Below are 26,588 nucleotides of genomic sequence, written 5' to 3'. Positions count from 1 at the left end.
GGCTAGAGGGAACCGGACATCAGTGCGTCATGACGCCATCCTCGGTGTCGAAGTCGATGCCCGCAGCGATGATTCCGGAAAACAGGAACGCGACGGCAAGTGCAAGAGCGGGGATTGCAAGGATCCATTCGAAAATTGTCATGCTCCAAGTCTGACGAAATCAGCTTCGGAGAACATCGCCCTGCGGAGCGATTTCCCTGATCGGGCAGTCATCCTCGAGGACGACTGCCCGATCAGGGAAATCCACTAGTGCGTGATCAGTGGCCCGAAATCAGTGGCCGATGCCGACCTTCGCGTGAACTTTTTTCATCCAGGCCGGAGCCCACCAGTTCGCTTCGCCCATCAACTTCACCAGCGAGGGCACGAGCAACATGCGGATGATGGTCGCGTCGACGATCAGCGCGACGATCATGCCGACGCCCAGGAACTTCATCACCGACAACCCGGACATCGCGAATGCCCCCGTCACCACGATCAGGAGTAGGGCGGCGGCCGTCACGATTCGGCCGGTGCGTTCGGTTCCGAACTTGACTGCTTCCTCCGTCGTCGCTCCCGCGTTCTTGGCCTCGACCATCCGGGACATCAGGAAAACCTCGTAGTCCGTGGACAATCCGAACACCACCGCCAGGATGAGCACGACGAACGTCGCCTCCAGCGGAGTTTGACTGACCCCGAGGAGTTCGGCGCCGTGACCGTCCTGGAAGACGAAGGTGAGGACACCGAAGGTGGTCGCGAGGCTCAGCGCGGCCATCAGTACCGCCTTGATGGGCAGGACCACCGAACCGAACGCGAGGAACAACAGGATCAAGGTCGATCCGACCATGATGAGGATCATCACCGGCAACCAGTGCAGGACGGCGTTGTTGCCGTCGTCGACCATGGCTTGACCGCCACCGACAAGCAGCACTGTTCCGTCAGGAGCGGAGATCGCACGCAGATCTGTCACTGCGGTGCTCTGTGATTGGGGCGTAGAGCCCTCGCTGTAGAGAGCCTGAACCGCGATGAGTTGATTGGTGCTCGCGACGACGGTCGCCTGACCGATGCCCTCGACCTGACCGGCGGACTCGGCGATCGCTGCACCTTCGGCCGGGGTGAGAGTGTTCCCGTCCTCGGCCTGAAGGATCATCGTCGCGCCGTTGCCGGTCTGCGGGAAGTCGTTGACCAACGTGTCCATTGCGACGCGAGCGGGGTCGTTGTCCGGGAGTGCGGTGTACGAGAGTTCTCCCAAACGGGCACCGAGCAGCGGCGAGGCCATCACGAGCAGCACGGCCACGATCGTCACCGAGACCGCGACCGGACGCTTCATCACCCACGTGACGACGCGGCCCCAGAACTTGCGCGAGCGTTCCTCGCCGCGTTGCGCCGCATCCTTGCGCCACGTCAGGGCGTTGATGCGATGCCCCAGAATGGCAAGCAGCGCAGGCACAGCGGTCAGCGACAGAACTGCCGCGCTCAGTACTGCTGCGATCGCACCGAAACCCAAAGACCGGATGACGGCCTGCGGGAAAACGAGCATGCCGCTGAACGCGCAGATCAGCAGCAGACCCGAGAACATGACGGTGCGACCCGCGGTCAGAACTGTCCGCTGCGCAGCCGCTCCCGGGTCCGAGCCCGAATTCAGTTCTTCACGGAACCGACCGACCACGAACAGTCCGTAGTCGATTGCAAGTCCCAACCCGAGAAGAGAAGCGACGTTGATCGAGAACGAGGACACATCGGTGATCAACGTGAGGATTCGCAGAACCGCCAAGGCGCTCAAGACACTGAGTACACCCACGAATACCGGAACCGCCGCAGCGACGATGCCGCCGAAGATGAAGACCAACAGCACCAGAGTGATCGGAATGGCGATGGCTTCGGCGACCACCAGGTCCTTCTCGAGCTTGGTGTTGAAGGCAACGCCGACGACGGTATTGCCCGCGAATTGTGCCTCGGCACCTTCAACTTCGAGCTTCGGCAAGAGATCGGCGAAAGTTGCCGGTGTGACGCCCGAGTCCGGTGCCAACGTGATCGCAACGGCCGCCATGGATCCGTCGTTCGAGAGCAGGCTGGCCTTGGCCGCGGCATCCGTTCCCCAATACGACTTCACCGACGCGGTCGGCACTTCCGTTTTGAACTGGTCGACGGCGGCCGTTACTGCCGGCCCGATGTCGTCGAGGGTCTTACCGTCTGTGGGTGAGTAGATCGCGATGATGTCCGGGGTCTGCGGCCCGAGATTGTCTTCGATGATGTCCGCAACCTTCGCGGAGTCGCTGCCCGGATCGATGAAGCCGCCCTGGCTGAGCTTGCCGAACACTCCGAGTCCCCACACCCCACTGATGAGAACTATCAGAACCGCGAGGCTCAGTACCCACCATTTCCGGGCGACGACGGTTTGGGCCCAGCGTGTCATGTATCAACTCCGGTGTGTGGGGGCGTCTGGCCAGATCGACTGTAGTGGGCGTTTGGTCTTGAATCGGAAACGTCATGCATACTGCTCGAAGCACTTGCAAGCCACGCGTGTGGGGGAAGCCGGTCCGAATCCGGCGCTGACCCGCAACGGTAGGTCGAATCTCGGTAGTCACCGAGCGTCGGCAAGCCCGATTACCCACCGCGCGGTGTGCGACATCCATTCGTCGTGGTCTACGAAAAGGAAGTCCAGCAGGAGCTCTGGCCGAGTATCAGTGTGCGGGCGGAGTTGTCTGTCGGATTCTCATTCGTGGCTCAGAGCCCTTACGAGGTCCCCGTGTCACTTCAGTTCTCCCCGTCCCGCGCCGCCGCTGTTCTCATCGCGGTCGCCTTGGTTTCGGCAGGTTGTTCCAAAGGCCAGGAATCAGAGTCCGCGTCTGCTGCGGAATCCTTCGCACAGCCTGTGTCCGTGACCAACTGCGATCGAGAGATGACCTTCGACTCGCCGCCGCAGCGCATCGTGTCTTTGAACGGGCATGTCACCGAGGCGCTCATCGAAATCGGTGCGGGTGACCGGATCGTCGGTCGGGCGTACAGCGACAATCCGCCAACTGCGGAGACCGCCGATGTATTCAACAAGATTCCCAGCCTCTCCGATACGTTCCCCAGCATGGAGCAGGTTCTCGACGTCGATCCGGACTTCGTGGTCGGAGGAATGACCAGTGCCTTCAACGAGAAGCAGGGCCGTTCCCGAGACGCTTTCGGCGAGCGCGGAATCAACACCTTCCTCTTCTCGGAATACTGTGGCACCGGTTTCCCCGACATCGGATTGCTCGAGAACGACTACACGCAACTCGGTCGAGTCCTGGGCGTTGAAGATTCCGCCCGCGAGGTCGCAGAGGAGATCAGCGATGGTCTCGATACCGTCCGCGCTTCGGTCGGGGACGCGGCGCCGGTACCGACCTTCTTCTACGACAGTGGTGACCAGGTTCCGACGACTATCGGCGGAGTCGGCGTCGGTCAATTGGTCGCGGAATACTCCGGTGTCTCGAACATCTTCGCCGAAGGGACAAAGCCCTACATCGACGCATCGTGGGAAGCTGTTGCCGAGCGTGCACCCCAGGCGATCGTGGTCATCGACTACGGCGACAAGACGGCCGAGCAGAAGATCGACTTCCTCCGTGCCCAGCCGTTGATGGCGACCACCCCTGCTGTGCAGCAGAACCGGTTCGTCGTGGTTCCTCTCGCGGACCTGTTCGAGAGTTCACGGTTGGTGCGTTCGGCACAGACCATCGCGACGGCCTTCCATCCGGGCGCTGACGCGGCGAAGTGACCCGCACGCGTTACGGGTACGGCGCCCTACTTGTCGGCTTGGCGGTCGCCTTGGCGATCGTCCTGGGGTTGGCCGTCTCCTTGGGATCGGTTCGCATTCCCGTCGGTGACGTCTGGGCGATAGTCGGAGCCCGTTTGGCGCCAGGGACTTTCGAAACGTGGTGGACCGCGGCGCGGGAGTCGATCGTGATCGACTCCCGCCTGCCACGTGCACTCACGGCTGCGGTCGTGGGTGCTTCCTTGGCGATGTCGGGTGCTGTTGCTCAGGCTGTCACACGGAATCCTCTTGCCGACCCGTATCTGCTCGGAGTTTCGTCGGGTGCGGGATTCATGGTGGTGCTCGTGTCGGTGCTGGGTTTCGGCGCCGGCCTCCTCGGGGTTTTCACGATTCCGGTCGCAGCATTCGTCGGGGCGATGATCCCGTTGTTTCTCGCACTGCTGATCGGCGGCCGGTATCCGCAGCCGACCGCGATCATTTTGGTGGGTGTAGCGCTCGCCCAGATATTCTCGGCGCTCATCACCTTTTGCATCCTGGTGTTGGCCGATGATCGGCACGTGACGTCGGTGATGCACTGGATTGCCGGCGGATTCGGTGATGCGCGATGGTCGACGCTGATCTTCCCGACGATCGCACTGGTCGTCGTCGGCACGGCCCTTCTGTTCAGTTCGCGGTGGATGGACGTCTTGCAGACCGGTGACGACGGGGCTGCTGCCCTCGGTATGAACGTCCGACGGTTCCGAGTGTTGTCCTTGCTTGCGGTCTCCGTACTGGCGGGCGCGGCAGTCAGCGTTGCCGGTGGAATCGGATTCATCGGCCTCCTGATCCCACATCTGGCCGGTTTCGTCGTCGGCACCAGAGCAATTCGACTGCTCCCTGCTGCAGCCCTTCTGGGCGCCGTCGCGATGGTTGCCGCGGATACCGCTGCGCGCTCGGTGGCACAATCCACCGAAGTTCCGGTCGGAGTGATCACCGCCCTCGTGGGTGCACCGATCTTCGTCTGGATGCTCTACCGGCAGTATCGGAGGCTCGAACAGTGACGCAGACCAGAACAGTGACGCAGACCAGAACAGTGACACGCCCGAAGGACGGCGAAGCTGCGCCTCTGCTCGAACTCGTCGAGACCCGGGCGAGGCTCGGCAACCGCGAAGTCTTGCGCGGCATCACTTTCGCAGTGACGTCCGGTGAAATATTGGGCTTGGTCGGACCGAACGGCAGTGGCAAGACGACGGCGCTGCGCTGCTGCTACAACGCTTTGACTCCGACAGGTGGCGCAGTTCTGATCGATCAAGTCGACTCGACGACGCTCTCGCGTAAGGACATCGCCAAAACCATCTCGGCGAGCGTCCAGGAACCTACTGTCTCGGCAGGACTTTCAGTTCGTGAATCGATCGCGCTCGGACGAACTCCGCACCGTAGCTGGTTGGACCGAAGCACTGAGCGAGATACCGCCATCGTGGACCGGTGCATCGAGCATGTTGGTTTGGTCGAGCTTGCCGGACGCGACGTGTCCACCCTGTCGGGTGGTGAGCGGCAACGTGTCTCGATAGCGCGCGCATTGGCTCAGGAGCCCAAGGTTCTGTTGTTGGACGAGCCGACCAATCATCTCGATCTTCGTCACCAGTTGATCGTGATGGAATTGCTCGCCGAACTTGCGTCGGCGGGGCTCGCGGTTGTGGTCACGATGCACGATCTACGGTTGGCAGTCGAGTATTGCGACAACCTTGCCGTGCTCACCGAAGGTGAACTCCGCGCGTGTGGGTCTACGGTCGAGGTGTTGGACGAGCCGTTGTTGGCCGAGGTTTTCGGCATCAAGGCGCGAGTCGAACGCGGAGTACGTCCGCGGATGGAGATATTGGGGCTGGCATGACGGAATCGGTAGCCGGGATCTACGCCCGTATGGCATTAGCGGTGCCGTTCTTCGACAACCTGAGCGCGTATCCGGATACGGTGCCCGCGGTGTTGATGACCGACCCCCATTGGTTGGCAGCACGTGTCGCCGATACGGCCGAGCGATGGGGGAGTGCGGACAGCCGAGTGAACGGCACGTTGTGGTGGTACTCGGCCAGTTCCACGCTGACTGGCATTCCGATCGGAACCGGAATGGTGACCGGGTTCGCGGCCGATCCATCGTTGGACGGTGGGCGGATCTTCTTGCGTGACAACGGCTATCTGGGCGGGTTTGCTGCCGGGTCGGTCATACCGATCTCGCGGAGTGTGGCGGAGTTGGGCCACGCGATGTTCCGCTCACTCAGTCCCGTGATCGAGGTACTCGCCGAGGTGTCCGGCGTTCGGCAGCAGGCGCTGTGGGCGATCGCGACGGACTCCATCGCCAATCGCAGCCTCGACGCCGCCGGTAGCGCGAGGGAGCGCGGAAGTGCATTTGCTGCCGGCCTGATCGATGTTCTCCGCGGTGAGAACCCGGGCATTCCGGTTCCGCGTTTCGTCGATGTCGACCGCAATGAAAGTGTTGTGCGCGTTTCTAATCCGTTGACACCGGTGGCATCCGGGCGACGCAGATTCACGCAGCGCGCGTCGTGCTGCCTGATTTACGAGGTGCCCGGTGAAGGTAAGTGCACCAGTTGCCCGAAGCGCGCACCCGAAGATCGGGTGCGCGCCTTGGCTGCTCTGGTGTGACTGGACCCAGGCTTTTACCGGGTCGGGTGTTGTCAGGTCAGTGAGCTGCGACCTTGGAACGGTCGAGTCCCAGCGCGTCGGTCATCGTGAAGAACAGGTCGGTCTGGTCCGTGAGGCCGCTGACATTGGCCGCGTGCGGGCCGAAAGCTGCTACGCGCAACTGAGTTCCGGTATGCCCTTCGGATTCGACGGCCGGATCTTCGGACGTTCCGTAGCTGATCGTCATCTCCGAGCCGTCCTTCGTGGTCAGCTTGCGGGTCAGACCGGGGTAGACGATTTCCTGGGCGCGCTCGACCGGGATGTTCTGGTCCTTGGCGATGGTGGCGATGTCGTCTGCGCTGACGTTGGTGACGATCTGGCTGGTGTGAGCGTGGTCGGCTGTGACGATGACCAGGGTTTCTCCGTCGGTCTTCGCAAATTCGAGTGCCTTCTGCACAGCTTCGTCGAGGTCGACGGTTTCACCGATCTGACCGCACGCGTTGGCTGCGTGATCTTGCTTGTCGATCGAGGCACCTTCGACCTGGAGGAAGAATCCGTTGTCGTTGACCTTCAGTAGATCGATCGCCTTCTGCGTCATGTCCGCGAGCTTCGGTACGTCGGAGGTTCGCTTGGGGTTGTCGACGCAGGTTTCGGCGGGCTGCAGGTAACCGTCGCGGGTGGCGACAGAGCCTTCCCAGCGGACGGGCATGTTGCCGTCGGCGAACAGCCCGAGCACGGGTGCGTCCTGATCGGCCTTGCCGACCTCGTTCATCTCGGCGGCATTCTTCACCAGCTGGTAGCCACGAGCGGCAGCTTGCTCGTTGAGGGTCTTGCCCTGCCAGTCACCGGCTTTCGCGGTTTCAGCGAAGGACTTGGCGCCGCCGGCAAAGGTGACGTCGGCGCGGGTGTCGAGGAGCTGTTCGCTGATCGACCCCTTGCCGCCGTTCTCGATGGCGTTCTCCGGGCAGGACTTGGACGTCGCCTCGGGTCCGTAGCACTTGCGGCCGCTGACGTGCGCGACCTGCACTGCGGGGGTGGCATCCTGCACCTCGGCGGTGGAGACGTTGCCGGTGGCCTTGCCGTTCGCCTTGGCGATCTCGAGGACGGTCGACTGGGCCTGCCCCTTGATGTCGACGGAAATCGCGCCGTTGTAGGTCTTGGTGCCGGTGGACCATGCCGATCCACTGGCAGCGGAGTCGGTGACGTAGTCGGGCTTGCCGTCCTTGGTCAGTGCGTAGTGCGTGTACTGGCCGGTGATCGGCAGGGCGTCGAGGCCGGCGAAGCTGCCAGCAGCACCCTCGGCGTAGTTGCGCGCGGCGGTGATCTCCGAGTCGCCCATGCCGTCCCCGATCAGGAGGATGACGTTCTTCGCGCCGGAAGCGTTGACGGCGTCACGCACTGCGGCCGACTGATCACCGTCGATGCGGCGAGCACCACCGTTCGAGGACAGTTCGCCGGTCGCGGCGCGATCGACGGTCGTGCCGTTGGAGCCTGTTGCCTCGTCGGCACTGCTGCTGCAGCCGGCGGCGGCCAGAACGGCGACGGCGCCGGCGACGGCCGTCAACCTACGTGTGTTGCGCGAGAACGACATACGAGTAGTACTCCTGGAAACAGTATGGATGGAGATTATGAACGCCGCTAATGATCTGGGGCCAAAGTGAACGGAGTGCAGACATGCGTACATCTGAATGTGACGAGACGGTGAGGGTTGAGATTCGCTCTGTTGACTGCGGGTGAGTGACCTGTCAGACTGAATCTGCATCGAACATCAGTTCGATGCATGTGGTGCGTCTTCCCTTTCGGCATCCTCGAGCAGTCGGTCGTCCCGTGACGGCCGGCTCGATCAGGTGCGAGGTCAGTGTGGGTTGGGGAAATGGGCCGCCGACGTGGTCCGAGATGGAACGGGTGCTGTCCGGACGGCCAGGCCGCGTGGAACACGAGGATTTGTTCCCGGGCGACGGAAGTGACAGTCCCGCCTGGTCACGAAAGCGCGGCGAGTATCACGCAGGCGAACTCACTCGTGGCACCGGCGTGGTTCCTTATGCAGAACTGCACGCTCACTCGGCCTTCAGCTTCCTCGACGGCGCATCACCGCCGGAAGAGCTGGTCGAGGAAGCTGTGCGTCTCGGGCTCGAGGCGATTGCCGTCACCGATCACGACGGGTTCTACGGCGTGGTGAGGTTTGCGGAGGCTGCGCGTGAATGGGGAATGCGGACCGTGTTCGGGGCCGAGTTGTCGCTCGATTCGGTACCCAGAACTGGGACGGCAGATCCCGGTGGAACGCATCTTCTGGTACTTGCCCGTGGGCAGGAAGGATATCGCCGTCTTTCGCGGGAGATAGCCGCCGCACATCTGGCGGGCGGTGAGAAGGGCAAACTGCAGTACAACTACGACGCGCTGACCGAAGCCGCCGGTGGGCACTGGCAGATCCTGACCGGGTGCCGCAAAGGTCATGTGCGGCAAGCCTTGACGTCGGGTGGTCGCGAAGCCGCGGCGGAGGCCTTGCAGGATCTGGTCGAGCGTTTCGGGGCGGAGCGAGTGTCGGTGGAGCTCACTCATCATGGGTTGGCGGAGGACGACGAGCGCAATGCCGTTCTTGCAGAACTGGCGAGAGAACGTGGACTACGTACGGTGGCGACCACCGCCGCACACTTCGCCGCTCCTCCGCGTCGACGCCTCGCCATGGCAATGGCAGCTGTGCGGGCGCGTCAAAGCTTGGATGAGGCAGCTGGATGGTTGGCTCCGACCGGCGGAGCACACCTGCGGTCCGGCGCGGAGATGGCGACGCTGTTCTCGCTCTATCCCGAGGCTGTCAGTGGTGCCGCCGATCTTGGTCGTGAGTGCGCTTTCGATCTCAAGCTCATCGCGCCCAAATTGCCACCGTTCGACGTTCCTGCCGGGCATACCGAGGCGTCGTGGTTGCGTGAGCTGACCATGGTCGGGGCGCTGGAACGCTACGGACCCCCGGAAGGTGCACCGAAGGCATACAAACAGCTCGAACATGAACTTGCCATCATCGAGGGATTGAACTTTCCCGGATACTTCCTGGTCGTGCATGACATCGTGTCGTTCTGCAAGAACAACGACATCCTCTGTCAGGGAAGGGGTTCCGCTGCGAACTCTGCGGTGTGTTACGCGATCGGCATCACCAACGTCGATCCGGTTCGCAACAAATTGCTGTTCGAGCGGTTTCTTGCGCCCGAGCGCGACGGCCCACCGGATATCGACGTGGACATCGAGTCGGATCGCCGGGAAGAGGCGATCCAGCACGTGTACGCGAAATACGGGCGTACGTATGCCGCGCAGGTAGCCAATGTCATCACCTATCGAGGAAAGTCGTCGGTGCGGGACATGGCCCGCGCGCTTGGCTTTTCGCAGGGCCAGCAAGATGCGTGGAGTAAGCAGGTCGGCCGGTGGGGTGGTATCGACAAGAATGCGGATACCGATATTCCGCGTCCGGTACTCGAACTGGCGGCGCAGATCGAAGGCTATCCACGGCACCTCGGTATCCACTCCGGCGGAATGGTCATCTGTGATCGTCCCATCGCCGACGTTTGCCCGGTGGAGTGGGCGCGGATGGCCAATCGCAGTGTCCTGCAGTGGGACAAGGACGATTGTGCTGCCGCTGGGTTGGTCAAGTTCGATCTACTCGGGCTCGGCATGCTCTCGGCTTTGCATTACATGATGGATCTGGTGGCCGAACACAAAGGCATCACAGTCGATTTGGCGCATCTCGATCTGTCGGAAACAGCGGTGTACGAGATGTTGCAGCGGGCAGATTCGGTAGGGGTGTTCCAAGTGGAATCACGTGCGCAGATGGCGACACTGCCGCGTCTGAAGCCTCGAAATTTCTACGACCTGGTGGTCGAAGTCGCGCTCATCCGTCCCGGGCCGATTCAAGGCGGATCAGTCCATCCGTACATCCGCCGGCGCAACAAACTCGAACCTGTGTCCTATGACCATCCGTCGCTCGAGAAGGCACTCGAACGCACATTGGGGGTTCCGTTGTTTCAGGAACAGTTGATGCAGATGGCCGTCGACGTTGCGGGTTTCACGCCGTCCGAGGCCGATCAATTGCGTCGGGCAATGGGATCGAAACGTTCCACCGAGAAGATGGAGCAACTGCGAGCGAGGCTGTACCAGGGCATGCGAGACCTACATGGCATCGGCGACGAGGTTGCCGACCGAATCTACGAAAAGCTGTACGCATTCGCTAATTTCGGGTTTCCGGAAAGTCATTCACAGAGTTTTGCCGCACTGGTCTTCTACTCCTCGTGGTTCAAGCTTCATCACCCCGCCGCGTTCTGTGCCGGGCTTCTGCGAGCGCAGCCGATGGGTTTCTACTCACCACAGTCCCTGGTCGCCGATGCGCGCCGGCACGGAGTGCAGGTACACGGTGCAGACATCAATGTCAGCCTCGCGCATGCCACCGTCGAGGCAGGTGGATTCGAGGTTCGGCTGGGACTGGGGGAAGTGCGCAACATCGGCGATGCGCTCGCCGAGAAAATTGTCGAACAGCGCGACCTCGGTGGACCGTTCACGTCGTTTCTCGATCTGACCGGTCGGGTGGAACTGACTACCGCGCAAGCTGAATCGTTGGCGACTGCCGGCGCGCTTGCCAGCTTCGGCATCTCGCGTAGAGAAGCGCTGTGGGCTGCGGGCGCTGCGGCAGGGGAGCGTCCGGACCGCTTGCCCGGTATCGGTGCGTCGGTCACAGCTCCCACCCTTCCCGGCATGAGCGACGTCGAATTGGCGGCAGCGGATGTCTGGGCGACAGGAGTATCTCCCGACACGTATCCGACACAGTTTCTTCGCCCACAGCTCGACGCGCTCGGCGTGGTGCCGGCTTCGAGGCTGCTCGACATCCCGGACGGCGACCGTGTGCTGGTAGGGGGAGCGGTCACACACCGGCAGCGTCCGGCCACAGCTGCGGGCGTCACGTTCATCAACCTCGAAGACGAAACCGGCATGGTCAATGTCGTGTGTTCGGTGGGGTTGTGGGCAAAGTACCGAAAACTGGCAAATACGGCGCCGGCGTTGCTTATTCGAGGAAAGGTGCAAAATGCGGAAGGCGCTGTCACTGTCGTGGCAGACCGGATGCAGCTGATGGATCTGCGAGTCACAGCCAAGTCGCGAGACTTTCGCTAATGCCCGATTCTGCTCGGAGTTTTGTGCCGAGAGGACAAATGTGGAGCTCAACTCTGACCTCCGAGCATATGGCGCGGGTCACAATCCCTGCCTAGGGTTGTCGCTTGAGCGGCCATCGAATCGCCTGGCACGGCCACGACCAGTGGCCTCGCTGGTGAATATTGTCGCCTTCCAAACATGCTGAATCCAAAGCACTTCGAGTTGAAGAGGAACTCCATGAGCACAGCGATTCTCGTCGCACACGTACACCCTGCCGATCCGTCTTCGGAGGACGCGTTCAACCGCTGGTACGACGACGTGCATATTCCGCAGGTCGTCGAACGAGTGCCTGGAGTTGTCTCCGCCTCCCGATTCTTCCTGGCGGATGTGCAGTTGCTGCCCGAGGATGCATTGCCCGCGCGCCGCTACCTGAGCATCTATCAACTCGACACGGAAGATCTCGCGGGCACGGCGCAGGCGTTGGGAAGTGCTTTGGGCGACGGGACTCTCGACATGTCCGAGGCCATCGCGACTACCGGCGACACCGGACCCGAATTGCTTTTCTACGTCCCGACCGAGAACTGAAGGGGAACGCTGACATGTCCGATCTTCTCGCGAACAAAGTTGCAATTGTCACCGGCGCAGGTGCCGGAATCGGCGCCGCCATTGCCCGGGCATTCGGGGCGGAGGGCGCGAGCGTCGTAGTCTCCGACATCAACGGTGACGCAGCACAGGCAGTGGCGGACTCGATCGACGGAGCTATCGCTGTCACCACTGATGTCACCGACGAACAGCAGGTCAAGGATCTCGTCGCCAGGGCGGTCGACGAGTTCGGCGGACTGAACGTCGTAGTACCCAACGCCGGCATCGCCACCACGACTCCGCTGATCGAGACCTCGTTCGAGGACTGGCGGAAAGTCATGTCGGTCAACCTCGATGGAGTGTTCTTGACCGTCCGTCATTCGCTACCCGCGCTCGTCGCATCCGGAGGCGGTTCGATCGTGAACATCTCGTCGATCTCGTCGACCACCGGGTCGCCGTTGATCGGTAGCTATGCCGCCGCCAAAGCAGCAGTTCGCAATCTCACCGAAACCCTGTCAGCCGAACTTCGCTTCCACGGAATCCGAGCCAATGCCCTGCTACCCGGATTCATCGACACAGACCTGGTCAAGAGTCACCAACAGGATTTCGAGAACGCACTCGGCCTCGAGTCCGGCGGCTTCGACGACCTGATGGTCACGAAGCAAACCCGCTACGGCCGGACCGAGGAAGTCGCCGCCGCCGCAGTGTTCTTTGCGAGCGACCAGTCGTCGTGGTGCAACGGCAGCAGCCTGGTTCTCGACGGAGGGTTCACGGCTTCTCTCCTTTGAGCAGCAGAACCTTTCCGAACGTCACCCGAAATCGTCAATCGTGCGAGGATCCACACCATGACCAACCGCGCTGTATACGTACTTCCGCCTGGAGGATTGAACAACCTCGACTTGAGGACGATCGAGACGCCAGCGCCAGGTGCGGGTGAGGTGACGATCGCGATCCGCGCGAATTCGCTCAACCACCACGACTACCTCGTGGCGACCGGCGAGATACCGACCGACGGCCCTCGCATTCTCTTGTCCGACGCAGCGGGCGAGGTAGTTGCCGTCGGCGACGGCGTCACACAGTTCGGGGTCGGGGACCGTGTGATGAGCACCTATCTGCCGCATTGGCGCAGCGGTGCACCGGATTTCGACGGATTCGGAAATTCACCCGGTGACGGCGTCGACGGGTTCGCCCGTGACACCGTCACCGTGCCGGTATCGGCAGTGACGTCGATGCCGCGAAACTACACGTACGAAGAAGCCGCTACCTTGCCCACTGCGGGCTTGTCCGCGTGGCGTGCATTGTTTGCCGGCGTCCCGATCATCCCAGGTTCGTCGGTGTTGATTCCCGGGACCAGCACGGTAGCGCTGTTTGCCGTCCAGCTTGCCAAAGCTGCTGGAGCTCAGGTGATCGCAACCTCGTCGGCTCCCGACAAGATGGCTCGATTGACCGAGCTCGGTGCCGATCACGTGGTCAACTACCGTGAGCGCCCGGACTGGGGATCGGAAGCGATGCGGCTCAGCGGCGGGATCGACCTTGTGCTCGACGTGGGCGGGCCGTCCACCCTCGGTCAATCTCTGTCGGCAGTCCGACCAGGTGGCCGGATCTGCGCGCTGGGCATCATGAACGGCCCGTCGTCGTCGATCGACCTGACTTCGCTACTGACCAAACAGGTCACCATCGAAGGTGTTCTGGTGGGCAGTCGTGCACATCAGGAGGAGATGGTTGCAGGGCTGGAGAGCCTCGCGCTTCGTCCCGTCATCGATTCGTCGTACCGTCTGGACGATCTTGCCGAAGCGTTCGAGCAGCAGAAATCCGGGCAGGCCTACGGCAAGATCGTCATCACAAACCCTTGATCGCTTGCCGGTCCCAATGGGGATCGGTGAGGATTTCCGCCGAGTCGCCGACAAACGCACGTCCGGCAGTCTGGTCGCCGCTGAGGGCGAACCTCAGCCACGCGGTCAGGTAACCCCGGAATCCTTCGCCGTCGGCGGCCCAATTGTGGCCGACGCCAAGTAGTCTGCCCCGGACCGCCGGTGCTGCGGTTTTGTCGAAGTACTCAGCTTGTGGATCGGCGGTGGAGACCGGATCGTCGGCGCCGGTCATGAAGAACGTCGGCCCGGTCAACTTCGCCACGTCGACGACATCGACAGGTCGCGAAGCCCACCACGGGTCCGGCAGGTCGAGCACCGCAGTGGCGGTGATCAGATTCGCCGACTGAGTTGCAGCGTTGATCGCGCCGCCTGCCCCCTGGGAGTGCCCGACCGAGGCGATGTTGTCGGTATCGATCCTCTGGTGAAAAATGCTCTCAGCGTTGGTGTTCTGATCGACGAGGTACTGAGCGGCACCCAAGATTTCAGTACCGTCGCCGGTCACACTGCTGTCGGCCACCACAACAACAAAACCCCACGACGCAAAGTGTCGGAGGAGGGCCTCGTACTCTTCGAACGTCGCGTAGCTGCCGTTGCCGAACGTGATGACGGGATGCCGCTTGCCATCAGCGGACAAGTCGGCTGGGTAGAACAATTGGTATCCGGGAACCGAATCGGCAGCCACCTCGTGCGCACCCTGGGCTGCGTACAGATCGCTGATCGACTCCGATGCGATGGATTCGGTAGTCGCGGCTTCGGGAGCGGCCGGAACCCCCGCACTGGCGTGTGTGACGGCACCCGATAGTGCCAGAACAAAAGATGCGGTCACGACGGCGATCGAATGTGTGGTCCGAGAAGGCATGGGTACAAGTATGTCTTGTACCCATGCGATCAGTCAGGCCGAGACGCGCGCGGGCTGCTCTTCGCCGACCCGGCCGCGGATGAAGAAGATGGCAACTACGCCGAAGGCGACCAGCACGACAGTGAGCAGTGTGGCGATCGTGGTGGCTCCGCTGGCACCCGTCGTCACCGAGGTGTCGAGCCCGCCGGTCGAGAGAATGGTGGTGGGGTCGGTGAGGCCGTGCAACACGATTGCGGCCCAGATCGTGCCCGTCACGCGCATGGTCAAGTACATGCACATTCCGAATCCGAAGGTGTAGACGACGGTGGCAAGGACTGTTGCCAGTTCCATTCCCGCGATGAAGTTCACCGTGTGCATGAGTGCGAACAGTAGGGACGACACAACAGCGACGAAGCGTTCTCGGTGGCCGGCATCACGAAGCATCTTCACTGCAATACCTCGGGTGACCAATTCCTCTGCGAGACCGACACATACACCGAGGGCGATCAACGAGACGATTTCGCCGGCCGACCACGCGCTCCAGTCGGTTCCGGCCAGGTGGGCAGCGATGGCGGCAACGACGATAATCGGCCCGATCCACATCCAGCCGCGTCCGCGTACCGGTTGAGGACCGAAGATACTGCTGAGCCAGCCGACCTTGACCGTGAAGATCAGCAACGCAACTGCACCGATCGCGATGGGCAACATGACGCCGAAGATGATGCTCGAGGCACTCGAGACCACGTTGTCCGTGTCGATCTGGTCGGCGAAAACACGCGAGATCACCTGCCCGGCGGCAAGGTAGAAGACCAAATAGGCAACGATGAGAAGGAGCAACTTCCACAAAGTGGGTCGACTCCAAAAACCCGACTTTTCGGGAACAGTATTGGTCATTGTCAGATCGTAAAGGCAACCACACGAAATCACGCGGTACCGTCTATTCGGACAGCAGCGAACACGAAGGCAGGACGCAGAAGACATGTTGGAAGTCGACTTGAATGCACTGGACACGGCATTGGCGGCAGGTGAGCCGCTGATCGACGTCCGTGAGCCCGACGAGTTCGCTCAGGTCCGAGTTCCCGGTGCGGCGCTCATTCCGCTCAGCGAATTCGTCTCTCGCGTCGGTGAAATTCCGGACGCGGAAACGGTGTACATCATCTGCGCCGTCGGTGGCCGTAGCCTGCAGGCCGCGGAGTATCTGCAGGCCCGTGGCATCAATGCCGTTTCGGTGGCCGGTGGAACAATGGCGTGGTACCAGTCGGGGCGCCAGGTCGAGACCGGAGCCTAAGACACAACTGATGGGGGCAGTTCCCGTTTCGGGAGCCGCCCCCACCGGTCACTTTCGCCAGAACAGGTGATGCGTCACGCCGCTCGGGCTCGGCACGATTTCGAGGTTGAAGCGGTCGCGCAACTCATCAGGTGTCTCCCACAGGCGTAGACCGGATCCGAATTCGATCGGGCAGACAGCGATGTGCATCGTGTCGACCAGATCGGCGTTGAGGAATTCACGGATAGTGCTGACCCCGCCGCCGAGTCGAACGTCCTTGCCCTGCGCGGCCTCACGTGCCTGCTCGAGGGCCGTCGCCGGGTCAGCGTCGACGAAGTGGAATGTCGTGTCCGATAGCGTGAACGACGGCCGCACGTGGTGGGTCAAGACAAAAACCGGGGTGTGGAACGGTGGCTCGTCGCCCCACCACCCCTGCCACTCGAGATTCTCCCAAGGGCCGCGGTAGGGTGCGAATTTGTTGCGGCCCATGATTTCGGCACCGATGTTGTTGGAGAAGTCCCGCGTGAAATAGTCGTCGATGCCTCGGCTGCCGCCGGGATCGGTGCGATTGGGCCAGCTCGCTGTAGCTCCCGCCCACGCAAACATTTCACCGTGGTCCAGGCCGAACGGGCTCTCGAAGCTTTGGTCCGGACCGCAGGCTATTCCGTCACTGGAAACGCTGAAATTCTGTACTCGTAATAACTGACTCACCGTGTACTCCCGCTCTCGACAATGGTCTACGTGAGTACAGACCGTACGGCGAGGCAAAACTCATCGGTGCGAATTCATGCAGCCGCCGGGAGAGCTCCACTGCGGATCGATCGGACGGTACGCACCGCGACGGTTGCCCAGATGGGGATCAGCACGGTCAGCAGGGCAAGTGCGATTCCCAGAATCAGTGTCGAACCGGTGGCGACTCCGAAGGCATTCGCTCCGACTGCACATGCTCCGATGGGGAAGGTGAAGCTCCACCAACCGAGCGAGAAGTCCAAGCCGCGGCGCAGTGCGTGGATGGTCACGGTGGTGACGGTGACAAATGCGATGACGCCGATGATTCCGACGACGGTTCCGTATGCGATTCCGAATTCGTGCAGGGTGTCGGCGTGCTCGGTACTGAGTGCATGCCGTGAGGCGGCGGCCAACAGGTTGGATGCTGCGATCGACTGTCCGATCACGCCCAACGGAATCCACAGCGAGGGAATGGCATTGAACGGGATCACGTCGACGCCGGCCGAGCGGTTGCGTGCGAACTGCCTCGCGACGGCTATCAGAATGCCGATAGCGGCGGTCAGTGCCAGAGCGAACAGGATGTAGCAGAAGATCAGTACCGCGATGCGCGGAGCGCCTTCGGGCATGTGGGTGCTGACCGCTGCGCCGGTGGTGGCCGAGACCATCGGTGGTACGACGGGCATCAGCCAGAACGGCATTGCCGTCGCCATCCCAGCATCTCGAACGAGACGAATCATCATCACGACGTAGGTGACCAGGCCGAGTGCCGTGCCGAGTATCCACAGAGTCAGCGAGACGGTGATCGCCACGTCGTGGCCGAGGAAGTCCGGCCCGGTGATGCCGGTTGCCGATCCCACGGTCAGCAGGGCCATGGCGACGGCTCCGTAGAACGGGAACATCGCGGGACTGTGCAGGTAGGCGAGGGCCTGACATCGATGTTGTGACCAATGGGTGGCAAATGCGCCGATCAAGGCGCACAGTACGAGAACCGCCAGAACCCAGAAGATTTCCGAGACCAGCTTCAAGCCTTCGATCTCCGGTTCGAGCGAAGCTGCGGCCACCGAGACGATTCCCGTTCCCATCGCTGCCGCGAACCAGTTCGGGGTGATGTGGGCGAAGGTGGGACTCGTTGTGGTGGTCATGTATTTCACTGTCGTCTCATCCGGTTCGTACCGGTAGGCCGGTTGTCCTTGAATGCCCACAATCTCGCCTTGTGGGTCTAATCTTGGTCTATGTCGTTGTCTCCTCGGGTGCCGGAACTCAGTGCCCTCGACGTCCTGCTTTCCGTAGGGCGTCTAGGCAGCATGGGCGCTGCCGGCCGGGAGCACGGACTCAGTCAGCAAGCGGTCAGCGCCCGGGTGCGTTCGGTCGAACGGCAGCTCGGAATCAAGGTTTTCGATCGAGCGGCGACCGGTGTTCGTCCCACCGCCGAGGGCGGTCTGATTCTCGAGTGGGCAAGTCACATCCTCGTCAGTGCCGAGGAAATGGCATCGGGAGTTGCCGCACTTCGCGGTGAACGCGACGCTGCCGTCACAGTTGCCGCCAGCATGACCATCGCCGAGTATCTGGTTCCCGGATGGACGGTCGCGATGCGGCACAAGTTCCCCAACGTCGTGGCGTCGGTGAGCTTGCACAATTCCTCGGATGTCTCTGCTCAAGTGCAGGCAGGCCAGGCCGATATCGGATTCGTCGAAGGTCCGGATGTGCCGTCGGCGCTCGCGTCGTGCGAGGTGGCGCGTGATCACCTCGTCGTGGTTGTGCCGCCGGGACACGACTGGGCCAATGGTGTGCCTGTTCCGGTTGCGGACCTCGCACGCACGCCGCTGATTCAGCGCGAGTCAGGGTCAGGGACGCGTCTGACGCTCGAGAATGCTGTTCCCGATTGTGTGCCGCCTTTGCTCGAGCTCACCTCGTGCACCGCAGTCAAGGCTGCGGTGGTGGCAGGCAACGCGCCCGCCGTTCTGTCGTCGTTGGCCGTTGCTGCCGACCTGACGGACGGCCGACTGGTCGCGGTCAACGTCGACGGCTTGCGGATGCCGAGGCGACTCCAAGCCGTCTGGGATCCCGATCGCGGATTGCGCGGTGCGGCAAGAGATTTCCTCGACATAGCGCTCGGCTCCAACACCGCTGTTCACTCGCGTTGACGGCTGCGGCTGACGGGAACGGCTGCTATCGGACGGTGTCGATCCCCGCGAGGATGAGATCGATGCCTGCCAGAAACTGTTCTCGGTCGTCGTGGTCGCGCAATTGCGCCGTCACCTGATTGAGGAACGGGTACTTCGCGGAATCGAGTTCTTCCCACCGCTGCGCGACGGTGGCGAGGAAGGCGGACCGATCTGTCTCGCGGGGGAGGAGGCGGGCGCCCGCGGCATACTGTCCGGCGAGGCCGAGCACGTAGTTCAGGAGTGCGGACGCGCAATCGAACTGTGCCGGTTGGGGAACGCCGAGTGCTTGGAGTTGCCCTCCCAGACTCTCGAAGATCTGCATCACCGCTGATTGCCACGGCTCGCGAGAGAGTTGGGTGCCGACCCACGGGTGCGCGTCGATCGCGTCGAACACACCGAGAGTGATGATCCGGATCGCCTCCCGTGGGGTTGCGCTTTCGGTTCCTTCGGTGGTCACGCGGGCGATGACGTCGTCGGTCGCCGCGGCGAGCAGTTCGCTCTTGTTGGCGACGTGCCAGTAAATCGCCCCGCTACCTGTTGCCAGGCGTGCGGAGAGTGCGCGAAATGTCAGCGCAGCTTCGCCCTCGTCGTCGAGGATCTCGATCGCAGCCTCGACGATTCGCTCCTTCGAGAGCGCGTCCGTACGTCGTTCGGTCCGCTGATTCCTGGTCGCCATGCGCACCATCTTGACATATCTGGAACGCCGTTCCAAGATGGTCACTGGAACGACGTTCCAATAGAAGGCTGAAAGGAAACAAACATGAGCAACTCGATAACGATCATCGGGGCGGGCCTCGGCGGTCTGACCCTCGCGCGCGTCCTCCACGTTCACGGAATTCCGTCGAAGATCTACGAGGCGGAACCGTCGGCAGAAGCTCGCACGCAGGGCGGCCAACTCGACATCCATGAACACAACGGTCAGGCGGCGCTCGATGCTGCCGGCCTCATCGACGAGTTCCGCGCGATCATCCACGAGGGCGGTGCCGCGTCGCGCGTACTCGATCAACACGCCGCTGTACTCCTCGACGAACCCGATGACGGCACGGGAGTCCGTCCTGAAGTGCTGCGCGGAGACCTCCGACGGATCCTGCTCGAATCCCTTCCGGACGGCATGATCGAATGGGGACGCAAGGTCGACAGTGTCCGCTCGCTCGGCTCACGGAACACCGCCGACGAGCGCGCTGACGGCCGACACGAACTGACCTTTGCCGACGGTTCGACGGTGACTACCGACCTCCTCGTCGGCGCCGACGGTGCCTGGTCGAAGATCCGCCCGTTGCTCTCCGATGCGAAGCCCGAATACGTCGGCACGACGTTCGTCGAGACGTATCTGTACGACGTCGACGAGAAGCATTCGGCTGCAGCCGAGGCAGTCGGTGACGGGGCGATGTACGCGCCCGCACCAGGAAAAGCGATCGCCGCGCATCGAGAGGCGGGAGATATCGTGCACACCTACGTCCAGTTGAACCGTACGGCGGAGTGGTTTGCCGGTATCGATTTCACCGACGGCGCTGCTGCGACAGCGCGGGTCGCGGCCGAGTTCGACGGTTGGGCAACGGAACTCACTGCGCTGATCACAGACGGCGAAACCGCTCCGATTCCGCGCGCGATCCATGCACTTCCCGACGAGCACCGATGGGATCGCGTGCCTGGGGTCACGCTCCTCGGTGACGCGGCACATCTGATGGCTCCGTCCGGTGAGGGTGCGAACTTGGCCATGTTCGACGGCGCCGAACTGGGAAGGGCGATCGCCGCGCACCCGGACGACATCGAAGCGGCACTGAGCGGCTACGAGGAAGCGATGTTCGTGCGCAGTGCATCCGAGGCCGCTGACTCGCACGTGATCCTTGATCTCTGCCTCGGTGAAGGCGCACCGTATTCACTGGTCGACTTCTTCACCGGCGCTGCTTCCGTATCCGGATAATGGACGAATGCCTGTTGATTCCACTCCCTCGTCTGCCGCGATTGCGCACGTGCGCGGTCTCTCGAAGGGCGACCAGGTGGATCGAAATCACCGGGTGACGTTGCACTTTCATCCGGACCTCCCGTCTGAACGTGGTCTGACACTGGCCTCGATCGCACGTCGAGGCACCTACGTGACCCAGTTCGAGACTCGTACCAGCAACGGCGGACTGACGGCGCATCACGGCGGCGACCGTTGGCGTTGGGAGAGTCGGATATTCGGCGGGGCTTACGACGAGCGAGAGCCGTCGGAACGGCCGAAGTACGGATCGTTGAACTTCTCCGCCGATCCGTACGGGGCATCCCCTCGGTTCGGCTCGTCCTACTTCCGGCTTGCCGAGCACACACTCGACCGCACCACCTTCTGCTTTCCGGACAGCGTCTTCGAGCCTGATCTCTTCGGAACGGCCGAAGCGATGAGCTTGGTCGGCGCCGCCAGAGTCGCCGAGTTCGACGATCCGCTCGACCACTACATCGAGGCGCACGTCCACGGCGTCGTCGACATCGGAACGGACGTCGAGGCACTCGTCCTGGACCCGAGTTACCGCGGCACACGGATCGAAGAGATCGCCCACTCACTCACGTGCCCGGTCCTGTGGCACGACGGTTACGCGGTCGATGTCGAAGCGATAGCCGAACATCCCGAATACCGGGGAGCGACCGTCGTCGACCTTGCCCGAGAAATTGCCCGCGGCAGGCGACTGACGCCTGCCGTACTGGGGCTCGCACGGAGCGCGTCCTTCGATCCGCAGGACGTCAAAAGGGTCTGGCACTACATTGCTCGATTCGGCGGCAGGGCGTAGAACTGGGCATTCGCGTATCGCTGCCCGTCGACGACCGCCGGTTCCGGGACCGCACATCGGTCCGAAGGGCGCGGTGAGGAAAGAGTGATTGATACGCAACATCGAGCATGAACTCCCGAAACAACTGCATCCGAAGATAGAAGTCGACCTTGATCCTCGGTCGAAGGGATGCATGAATCGATGGGCGCTCAACTCACCACCACCAGTGTCGACACACTCTGCGCGTACTGCGGGGTCGGCTGTGGTCTTGTCCTCGACATCATCACCGATCCGGAGACGGGACGCCGGAAGGCTGCGAAGTCTTCCGGTCTGAAGACACATCCCACCAACTTCGGGCGTCTGTGCACCAAAGGGGCCACGACCGCAGACATGCTCGCAGGTCCAGGGCGAATGGACTCTGCATATCGCCGTCCGCGCCGAGGGGATGCGATCGAAGCCGCGGACATGGACGCCGTCATCACTGACACCGCCCAGCGTCTACGGGCAATCATCGACGAGCACGGCCCCGACGCATTTGCGTTGTACGTGTCCGGGCAGATGTCTCTCGAAGCCCAGTACTTGTCGAACAAGCTGGCCAAGGGATTCATCGGGACCAATCAGATCGAATCGAATTCCCGGTTGTGCATGGCGAGTGCCGGCACCGGCTACAAACAGTCTCTCGGGGCCGACGGACCGCCCGGTTCCTATCAGGACTTCGAACACGCCGACGTGTTCTTCGTGACCGGCGCGAACATGGCGGACTGCCATCCGATCCTCTTTCTGCGGATGCAGGAGCGGATCAAGGCAGGCGCGAAGTTGATCGTCGTCGACCCTCGACGCAGTGCCACCGCCGACAAGGCGAACTTGTTCCTGCAGATCGCTCCCGGCACCGATCTCGCGCTACTCAACGGACTACTCCACCTGCTCGTCGTGAACGGCCACACCGACCCTGACTTCATCGCCGACTTCACCGAAGGCTGGGAGGTGATGCCCAGTTTCCTCGCGGAGTACACCCCGGAGAAGGTCAGTGAGATCACCGGTATCCCCGAAGCCGACATCCGCACTGCAGCGCAGTGGATCGGTGAGGCTGCAAACTGGATGAGCTGTTGGACAATGGGTTTGAACCAGAGCACCCACGGCACGTGGAACACCAACGCCATCTGCAACCTTCACCTTGCGACCGGTGCGATCTGCAAGCCCGGCAGCGGTCCGTTCTCGCTGACCGGGCAGCCGAACGCCATGGGTGGGCGTGAAATGGGCTACATGGGTCCAGGTTTGCCCGGCCAGCGTGCAGTGATGGTCGACGCCGATCGCGAATTCGTAGAGGAGAGGTGGGGGATCCCGCAAGGCTCGCTGCGCACCGACATCGGCGGTGGCACCATCGACATGTTCTCCCGCATGGCGGCGGGTGACATCAAGGCATGCTGGATCATCTGCACCAATCCCGTTGCAACGGTAGCCAACCGAAAGACCGTTATCGACGGCTTGGAGAAGGCTGACCTCGTCATCACCCAGGATGCGTTCCTGGGCACCGAGACCAACGAATACGCCGATGTTCTGCTGCCCGCCTCACTGTGGACAGAGTCCGACGGAGTGATGATCAATTCCGAACGCAACCTGACGCTCTTTCAGCAGGCACTGGATCCGGTCGGGCAGGCGCTGCCTGATTGGCAGATCATCGCCCGGATCGCCTGCGAGATGGGGTATGTCGAGGCGTTCACCTACACCTGTGCCGAAGAGGTGTTCGAAGAGATCAAGCAGTTCTGGAATCCGAAGACCGGCTACGACTTACGCGGCGTCACCTACGAGCGCCTCCGCAAGACATCAATCCAGTGGCCGTGCCCGCCAGACAGTGATCAGGACCGTCATCCCATCCGATACGTCAATGACGGTGTCAGTCAAAGGCTCCTGATCCGCGAGGACGGCAGCACTCCGCGGCTCGCATTTCCCACCGCCACTGGCCGTGCGATGTTCTTCGCACGGCCGCACATGCTTCCCGCCGAAATGCCCGACGACGACTATCCATTCCTGCTCAACACCGGTCGTCTCGCGCACCAGTGGCACACCATGACCAAGACAGGCAAGGTCGCCAAGCTGAACAAACTCAACCCAGGTCCCTTCGTCGAGATCCATCCCGACGACGCCGCCAGGCTCGGCGTCGTCGACCAGGATGCGATCGAGGTTGCCTCACGCCGCGGTCGCGCTGTGCTACCGGCCGTCATCACCGACCGAGTGCGTCCGGGGAACTGCTTTGCCCCATTTCACTGGAACGACGCCTTCGGCGAATATCTGTCCATCAACGCTGTCACCAACGACGCCATCGATCCAGCCTCGCAGCAACCGGAGTTCAAAGCCTGTGCTGTCACTATGACGAAGGTCGCCGTGAACACACCTGAAACAGTGCTCGCCGAGGCGCCGCTGGTGGCTTCCGCGCCAGCTGATCGGGCTTTGTCGCGAACCGATGTCCTCGCGGATGTCATCGGTCAAACAGGAACACCTGCAGTGGTATTCGATGCGCTCCAGCAGAGCTACCTGGCCGGTCTTCTCGCCGCGTTGCGTGCGGACGCCGATCGCACTGCCGGGGTCCCGACGTTGCCGTCGACGGCGCCGTTCGATGCCGAAAAGCGGATGTGGGTCGACGGGGTATTGGCCGGCCTGTACTCGCGAACCTCGCTCCCTGACACCGACGGGCCCGCGTTGTCCTCGGCTCCGGGCATTGCGACAGAACGCGCGCCGATCGTGGTGCTCTGGGCATCGCAGACCGGAAACGCGGAAGAATTTGCCGCCGCCTGCGCTGCTCGCCTTGGAGAAGTTGGCTTGCCCGTGGTGATGCATGCAATGGACGAGTTCCCGGCCGCCGACCTGGCGGCCACCCGAGAGGTGCTGTTGATCACCAGTACCTCCGGTGACGGCGAATCCCCGGACAACGGCAGCGGTTTCTGGGATGCGTTGGCTGCTGACACGGCGCCCCGCATGGCCGAGACACGGTATGCAGTCATCGCTTTCGGTGACTCGAACTATGACGACTTCTGTGGGCATGGACGAAAGCTTGACGCCCGCCTTGCTGAACTGGGGGCCAGTCGTATCGTCGATCGCGCCGACTGCGAGCCCGATTTCGAGGACACCGCTGCTGGTTGGCTGGACTCTGTCACGGCTGAACTTCAGCGCTCGGCGGCTGGTGAGACGGCCGACGTCGTCGTTGCAAAGAAGAATTCTGGGACAACCGTTGCGGCCACGCCGATTTCACCGGCGATGTCGGCGCCGCTGCAGTACAACAAGAAGGCGCCGCTGACCACAGCCTTGACGCGCAATGTCGTGCTCAACCGGCCAGGCTCTTCCAAAGACGTGCGGCAGTTGGGCTTTCACCTTCCGGACGACACGGTCCGTTACGAAGCCGGCGACGCTCTCGGAGTCTGGCCCCGAAACAGCTCTCCGTTTGTCGACGAGTGGCTCACCCTCACCGGCCTCGACGGCGAGGAGGTCGTCGAACTGGGGCAGTACGGCGATATGACCCTGCGTGCCGCGCTCACCGAACGCCTGGAGATCACTCGAATCTCGAGCGAGATGATTCGGTTCGTGCATCAACGAACTCGCGACGCGGACCTCGCCGAGTTGATGAAGCCGGAGAACATCTCCACGCTCAAAGACTGGTCGTGGGGACGACAGTCCGTCGACGTACTTGCGCAGTCACCCGTTCGTGCCTCGACGGACGAATGGCTCTCCCTCCTCAAACCGCTTCAGCCGCGGCTGTATTCGATATCTTCCAGTCCGAAGGAGAACCCACGCGAAGTGCAGCTGACGGTGTCCGCGGTGCGCTACAACGTCGCGGGTGTCCCACGGCGTGGGGTGTGCTCGACCTACCTCGCAGACCACGCCCACGATGATGACATCGGCATCTTCGTGCAGAAGTCGACCCATTTCCGGCCACCGTCCGATCCCGAAACCCCGATGATCATGGTCGGTCCGGGAACCGGCATCGCGCCGTTCCGTGCCTTCCTGCATGAGCGTCGGGCATTGGGGCACACGGGCCCGAACTGGCTGTTCTTCGGGGAGCAGCACGCCGCGACCGACTTCTACTACCGCGAAGAAATCGAAGAATTGCGGAAAGACGGATTCCTCACCGAACTCGACCTCGCATTTTCCCGGGATCAAGCCGACAAGGTCTACGTACAGGACCGGATGCGTGAGCGCGGTGCGCTGCTGTGGGAGTGGTTGCAGAAGGGCGCCCACTTCTACGTCTGCGGCGATGCCAACCGGATGGCCAAGGACGTCGACAGTGCCCTCAACGGGGTGGTCGCTCAACACGGAAAACTGGCACCTCGTAGTGCGGAGGCGTACGTGAAGGCTCTCTCGGCCGAGAAGCGGTACGTCCGAGACGTCTACTGACGTCGATCAGACGGCGCCCTTGAACCCGTGCTGACGCCACGCCTCGTACGTCACGAGGGCGGCAGCGTTGGACAGGTTGAGGGACCGGCGTCCGGGAAGCATCGGGATACGCAGGCGCTCGGTGATGTGTTCGTCCGCCAATACCTCTTCGGACAGTCCGGTGGGCTCGGGCCCGAACAGCAGGACGTCGCCGGGTTGGTAGGCGATATCGGCATAGGACGTGGTCGCGTGCGCGGTGAAGGCGAACACGCGCGCGGGCGTGACGGCTTCCCACGCCGCAGCAAGGTTCTCGTGGACCGTGACAGTCGCCAGATCGTGGTAATCCAAGCCTGCGCGCTTGAGTTTCGGCTCCGACAAGTCGAACCCGAGAGGCCCGACCAGGTGGAGTTCGCAACCGGTGCCCGCGACCATGCGGATCGCGTTTCCGGTGTTGGGTGGGATGCGGGGCTCGTGGAACATCACTCGGAACACTCGAGGAACTGTACCGGGCGTCGTATCGGTGCCCGCGTCCGTGAGAAGACCGGTCGGGAAGTGTGGGCGAATTG

General features: G+C 62.4%; 22 protein-coding genes and 1 riboswitch. Of the genes, 13 read left to right on the top strand and 9 right to left on the bottom strand.

Annotated features, from left to right (window positions below; all coding sequences use genetic code 11):
- Nucleotides 1-19: 19 nt before the first annotated feature.
- Nucleotides 20-142, bottom strand: coding sequence for a hypothetical protein (locus CPI83_RS31340; RefSeq protein ID WP_256063593.1), 123 nt, complete (start codon nucleotides 140-142; stop codon nucleotides 20-22).
- 129 nt (nucleotides 143-271) lie between these two features.
- Nucleotides 272-2,392 (bottom strand): MMPL family transporter, encoded by a 2,121-nt coding sequence (locus CPI83_RS19350; RefSeq protein WP_097387585.1) that lies wholly within the window; start codon nucleotides 2,390-2,392, stop codon nucleotides 272-274.
- A gap of 71 nt (nucleotides 2,393-2,463) precedes the next feature.
- A riboswitch (cobalamin riboswitch) is annotated at nucleotides 2,464-2,610 on the top strand.
- Between the two features lie 115 nt (nucleotides 2,611-2,725).
- On the opposite strand from CPI83_RS19350, the gene CPI83_RS19345 reads away from it, so the two are divergent.
- From CPI83_RS19345 to CPI83_RS19330, 4 genes are read left to right on the top strand one after another with little or no spacing between them, the layout of a single operon-like run.
- Complete coding sequence (locus CPI83_RS19345) at nucleotides 2,726-3,721, top strand: ABC transporter substrate-binding protein (protein ID WP_097388214.1); 996 nt, start codon at nucleotides 2,726-2,728, stop codon at nucleotides 3,719-3,721.
- Entirely contained in the window at nucleotides 3,718-4,758 is a 1,041-nt protein-coding gene (locus CPI83_RS19340) for an iron ABC transporter permease (protein WP_097387584.1), read from the top strand. The genes CPI83_RS19345 and CPI83_RS19340 overlap by 4 nt, the downstream gene beginning before the upstream one ends.
- Complete coding sequence (locus CPI83_RS19335; RefSeq protein ID WP_097387583.1) at nucleotides 4,755-5,588, top strand: ABC transporter ATP-binding protein; 834 nt, start codon at nucleotides 4,755-4,757, stop codon at nucleotides 5,586-5,588. Before CPI83_RS19340 ends, CPI83_RS19335 begins: the two co-directional genes overlap by 4 nt.
- Nucleotides 5,585-6,355 (top strand): (2Fe-2S)-binding protein, encoded by a 771-nt coding sequence (locus tag CPI83_RS19330; RefSeq protein ID WP_097387582.1) that lies wholly within the window; start codon nucleotides 5,585-5,587, stop codon nucleotides 6,353-6,355. Before CPI83_RS19335 ends, CPI83_RS19330 begins: the two co-directional genes overlap by 4 nt.
- Before the next feature lie 37 nt (nucleotides 6,356-6,392).
- Here the strand turns inward: CPI83_RS19330 and phoA are convergent, their stop codons facing one another.
- The gene (gene phoA / locus CPI83_RS19325) at nucleotides 6,393-7,925 is read right to left on the bottom strand and encodes an alkaline phosphatase (protein WP_019747635.1); all 1,533 of its coding nucleotides are present in this window, start codon (nucleotides 7,923-7,925) and stop codon (nucleotides 6,393-6,395) included.
- A 269-nt stretch (nucleotides 7,926-8,194) separates the two neighbouring features.
- On the opposite strand from phoA, the gene CPI83_RS19320 reads away from it, so the two are divergent.
- The 4 genes from CPI83_RS19320 (at nucleotide 8,195) to CPI83_RS19305 (ending at nucleotide 13,896) form a co-directional block, all read left to right on the top strand.
- A complete protein-coding gene (locus CPI83_RS19320; protein ID WP_024487466.1) occupies nucleotides 8,195-11,482 on the top strand; it encodes an error-prone DNA polymerase in 3,288 nt (1,095 codons plus the stop codon).
- 216 nt (nucleotides 11,483-11,698) lie between these two features.
- A complete protein-coding gene (locus tag CPI83_RS19315; RefSeq protein WP_007727425.1) occupies nucleotides 11,699-12,046 on the top strand; it encodes a hypothetical protein in 348 nt (115 codons plus the stop codon).
- Between the two features lie 14 nt (nucleotides 12,047-12,060).
- Complete coding sequence (locus CPI83_RS19310; protein ID WP_019747637.1) at nucleotides 12,061-12,831, top strand: glucose 1-dehydrogenase; 771 nt, start codon at nucleotides 12,061-12,063, stop codon at nucleotides 12,829-12,831.
- Nucleotides 12,832-12,888: 57 nt separating this feature from the next.
- Nucleotides 12,889-13,896 (top strand): NAD(P)-dependent alcohol dehydrogenase, encoded by a 1,008-nt coding sequence (locus tag CPI83_RS19305; RefSeq protein ID WP_019747638.1) that lies wholly within the window; start codon nucleotides 12,889-12,891, stop codon nucleotides 13,894-13,896.
- Here the strand turns inward: CPI83_RS19305 and CPI83_RS19300 are convergent.
- The gene (locus CPI83_RS19300) at nucleotides 13,883-14,773 is read right to left on the bottom strand and encodes an alpha/beta hydrolase (RefSeq protein ID WP_019747639.1); all 891 of its coding nucleotides are present in this window, start codon (nucleotides 14,771-14,773) and stop codon (nucleotides 13,883-13,885) included. The genes CPI83_RS19305 and CPI83_RS19300 overlap by 14 nt on opposite strands.
- A gap of 33 nt (nucleotides 14,774-14,806) precedes the next feature.
- Complete coding sequence (locus CPI83_RS19295) at nucleotides 14,807-15,646, bottom strand: CPBP family intramembrane glutamic endopeptidase (RefSeq protein ID WP_019747640.1); 840 nt, start codon at nucleotides 15,644-15,646, stop codon at nucleotides 14,807-14,809.
- 85 nt (nucleotides 15,647-15,731) lie between these two features.
- Between CPI83_RS19295 and CPI83_RS19290 the strand changes: the two genes are divergently transcribed.
- Nucleotides 15,732-16,040, top strand: coding sequence for a rhodanese-like domain-containing protein (locus tag CPI83_RS19290; protein WP_019747641.1), 309 nt, complete (start codon nucleotides 15,732-15,734; stop codon nucleotides 16,038-16,040).
- A gap of 48 nt (nucleotides 16,041-16,088) precedes the next feature.
- On the opposite strand, the gene CPI83_RS19285 is transcribed toward CPI83_RS19290, so the two are convergent.
- Complete coding sequence (locus CPI83_RS19285; RefSeq protein WP_097387581.1) at nucleotides 16,089-16,730, bottom strand: dihydrofolate reductase family protein; 642 nt, start codon at nucleotides 16,728-16,730, stop codon at nucleotides 16,089-16,091.
- Nucleotides 16,731-16,804: 74 nt separating this feature from the next.
- Nucleotides 16,805-17,890: a TDT family transporter gene (locus tag CPI83_RS19280; protein WP_044480105.1), complete on the bottom strand. Its 1,086-nt coding sequence runs from the start codon at nucleotides 17,888-17,890 to the stop codon at nucleotides 16,805-16,807.
- Nucleotides 17,891-17,980: 90 nt separating this feature from the next.
- Here CPI83_RS19280 and CPI83_RS19275 point away from each other — a divergent pair, with 90 nt between their 5' ends.
- Nucleotides 17,981-18,892 (top strand): LysR family transcriptional regulator, encoded by a 912-nt coding sequence (locus tag CPI83_RS19275; RefSeq protein ID WP_019747644.1) that lies wholly within the window; start codon nucleotides 17,981-17,983, stop codon nucleotides 18,890-18,892.
- 25 nt (nucleotides 18,893-18,917) lie between these two features.
- Here the strand turns inward: CPI83_RS19275 and CPI83_RS19270 are convergent, their stop codons facing one another.
- Nucleotides 18,918-19,598 (bottom strand): TetR family transcriptional regulator, encoded by a 681-nt coding sequence (locus CPI83_RS19270; protein WP_020906975.1) that lies wholly within the window; start codon nucleotides 19,596-19,598, stop codon nucleotides 18,918-18,920.
- Between the two features lie 75 nt (nucleotides 19,599-19,673).
- Between CPI83_RS19270 and CPI83_RS19265 the strand changes: the two genes are divergently transcribed.
- The 3 genes from CPI83_RS19265 (at nucleotide 19,674) to CPI83_RS19255 (ending at nucleotide 26,043) form a co-directional block, all read left to right on the top strand.
- Complete coding sequence (locus CPI83_RS19265; protein ID WP_069145848.1) at nucleotides 19,674-20,837, top strand: NAD(P)/FAD-dependent oxidoreductase; 1,164 nt, start codon at nucleotides 19,674-19,676, stop codon at nucleotides 20,835-20,837.
- A gap of 7 nt (nucleotides 20,838-20,844) precedes the next feature.
- Nucleotides 20,845-21,678: a DUF3626 domain-containing protein gene (locus tag CPI83_RS19260; protein WP_069145849.1), complete on the top strand. Its 834-nt coding sequence runs from the start codon at nucleotides 20,845-20,847 to the stop codon at nucleotides 21,676-21,678.
- Between the two features lie 180 nt (nucleotides 21,679-21,858).
- Nucleotides 21,859-26,043, top strand: a complete 4,185-nt coding sequence (locus tag CPI83_RS19255) for a bifunctional nitrate reductase/sulfite reductase flavoprotein subunit alpha (RefSeq protein ID WP_097387580.1) — start codon at nucleotides 21,859-21,861, stop codon at nucleotides 26,041-26,043.
- A gap of 6 nt (nucleotides 26,044-26,049) precedes the next feature.
- On the opposite strand, the gene CPI83_RS19250 is transcribed toward CPI83_RS19255, so the two are convergent.
- Complete coding sequence (locus tag CPI83_RS19250) at nucleotides 26,050-26,514, bottom strand: tRNA (cytidine(34)-2'-O)-methyltransferase (protein ID WP_019747649.1); 465 nt, start codon at nucleotides 26,512-26,514, stop codon at nucleotides 26,050-26,052.
- Between the last annotated feature and the right edge of the window lie 74 nt (nucleotides 26,515-26,588).

The organism is Rhodococcus sp. H-CA8f (genome assembly GCF_002501585.1).
Taxonomy (GTDB): Bacteria; Actinomycetota; Actinomycetes; order Mycobacteriales; family Mycobacteriaceae; genus Rhodococcus_F; species Rhodococcus_F erythropolis.
The sequence above is the reverse complement of the archived record's forward strand: the minus strand, read 5'-3'. Positions and strand labels throughout refer to the sequence as shown.

What these genes read in the sequence shown, in the direction of transcription:
- CPI83_RS31340 (WP_256063593.1), bottom strand. Translation starts at nt 142, where the DNA reads ATGACAATTTTCGAATGGATCCTTGCAATCCCCGCTCTTGCACTTGCC.
- CPI83_RS19350 (WP_097387585.1), bottom strand. Translation starts at nt 2,392, where the DNA reads ATGACACGCTGGGCCCAAACCGTCGTCGCCCGGAAATGGTGGGTACTG.
- CPI83_RS19330 (WP_097387582.1), top strand. Translation starts at nt 5,585, where the DNA reads ATGACGGAATCGGTAGCCGGGATCTACGCCCGTATGGCATTAGCGGTG.
- phoA (WP_019747635.1), bottom strand. Translation starts at nt 7,925, where the DNA reads ATGTCGTTCTCGCGCAACACACGTAGGTTGACGGCCGTCGCCGGCGCC.
- CPI83_RS19315 (WP_007727425.1), top strand. Translation starts at nt 11,699, where the DNA reads ATGAGCACAGCGATTCTCGTCGCACACGTACACCCTGCCGATCCGTCT.
- CPI83_RS19310 (WP_019747637.1), top strand. Translation starts at nt 12,061, where the DNA reads ATGTCCGATCTTCTCGCGAACAAAGTTGCAATTGTCACCGGCGCAGGT.
- CPI83_RS19305 (WP_019747638.1), top strand. Translation starts at nt 12,889, where the DNA reads ATGACCAACCGCGCTGTATACGTACTTCCGCCTGGAGGATTGAACAAC.
- CPI83_RS19300 (WP_019747639.1), bottom strand. Translation starts at nt 14,773, where the DNA reads ATGCCTTCTCGGACCACACATTCGATCGCCGTCGTGACCGCATCTTTT.
- CPI83_RS19295 (WP_019747640.1), bottom strand. Translation starts at nt 15,646, where the DNA reads ATGACCAATACTGTTCCCGAAAAGTCGGGTTTTTGGAGTCGACCCACT.
- CPI83_RS19290 (WP_019747641.1), top strand. Translation starts at nt 15,732, where the DNA reads ATGTTGGAAGTCGACTTGAATGCACTGGACACGGCATTGGCGGCAGGT.
- CPI83_RS19280 (WP_044480105.1), bottom strand. Translation starts at nt 17,890, where the DNA reads ATGACCACCACAACGAGTCCCACCTTCGCCCACATCACCCCGAACTGG.
- CPI83_RS19275 (WP_019747644.1), top strand. Translation starts at nt 17,981, where the DNA reads ATGTCGTTGTCTCCTCGGGTGCCGGAACTCAGTGCCCTCGACGTCCTG.
- CPI83_RS19270 (WP_020906975.1), bottom strand. Translation starts at nt 19,598, where the DNA reads ATGGTGCGCATGGCGACCAGGAATCAGCGGACCGAACGACGTACGGAC.
- CPI83_RS19265 (WP_069145848.1), top strand. Translation starts at nt 19,674, where the DNA reads ATGAGCAACTCGATAACGATCATCGGGGCGGGCCTCGGCGGTCTGACC.
- CPI83_RS19260 (WP_069145849.1), top strand. Translation starts at nt 20,845, where the DNA reads ATGCCTGTTGATTCCACTCCCTCGTCTGCCGCGATTGCGCACGTGCGC.
- CPI83_RS19255 (WP_097387580.1), top strand. Translation starts at nt 21,859, where the DNA reads ATGGGCGCTCAACTCACCACCACCAGTGTCGACACACTCTGCGCGTAC.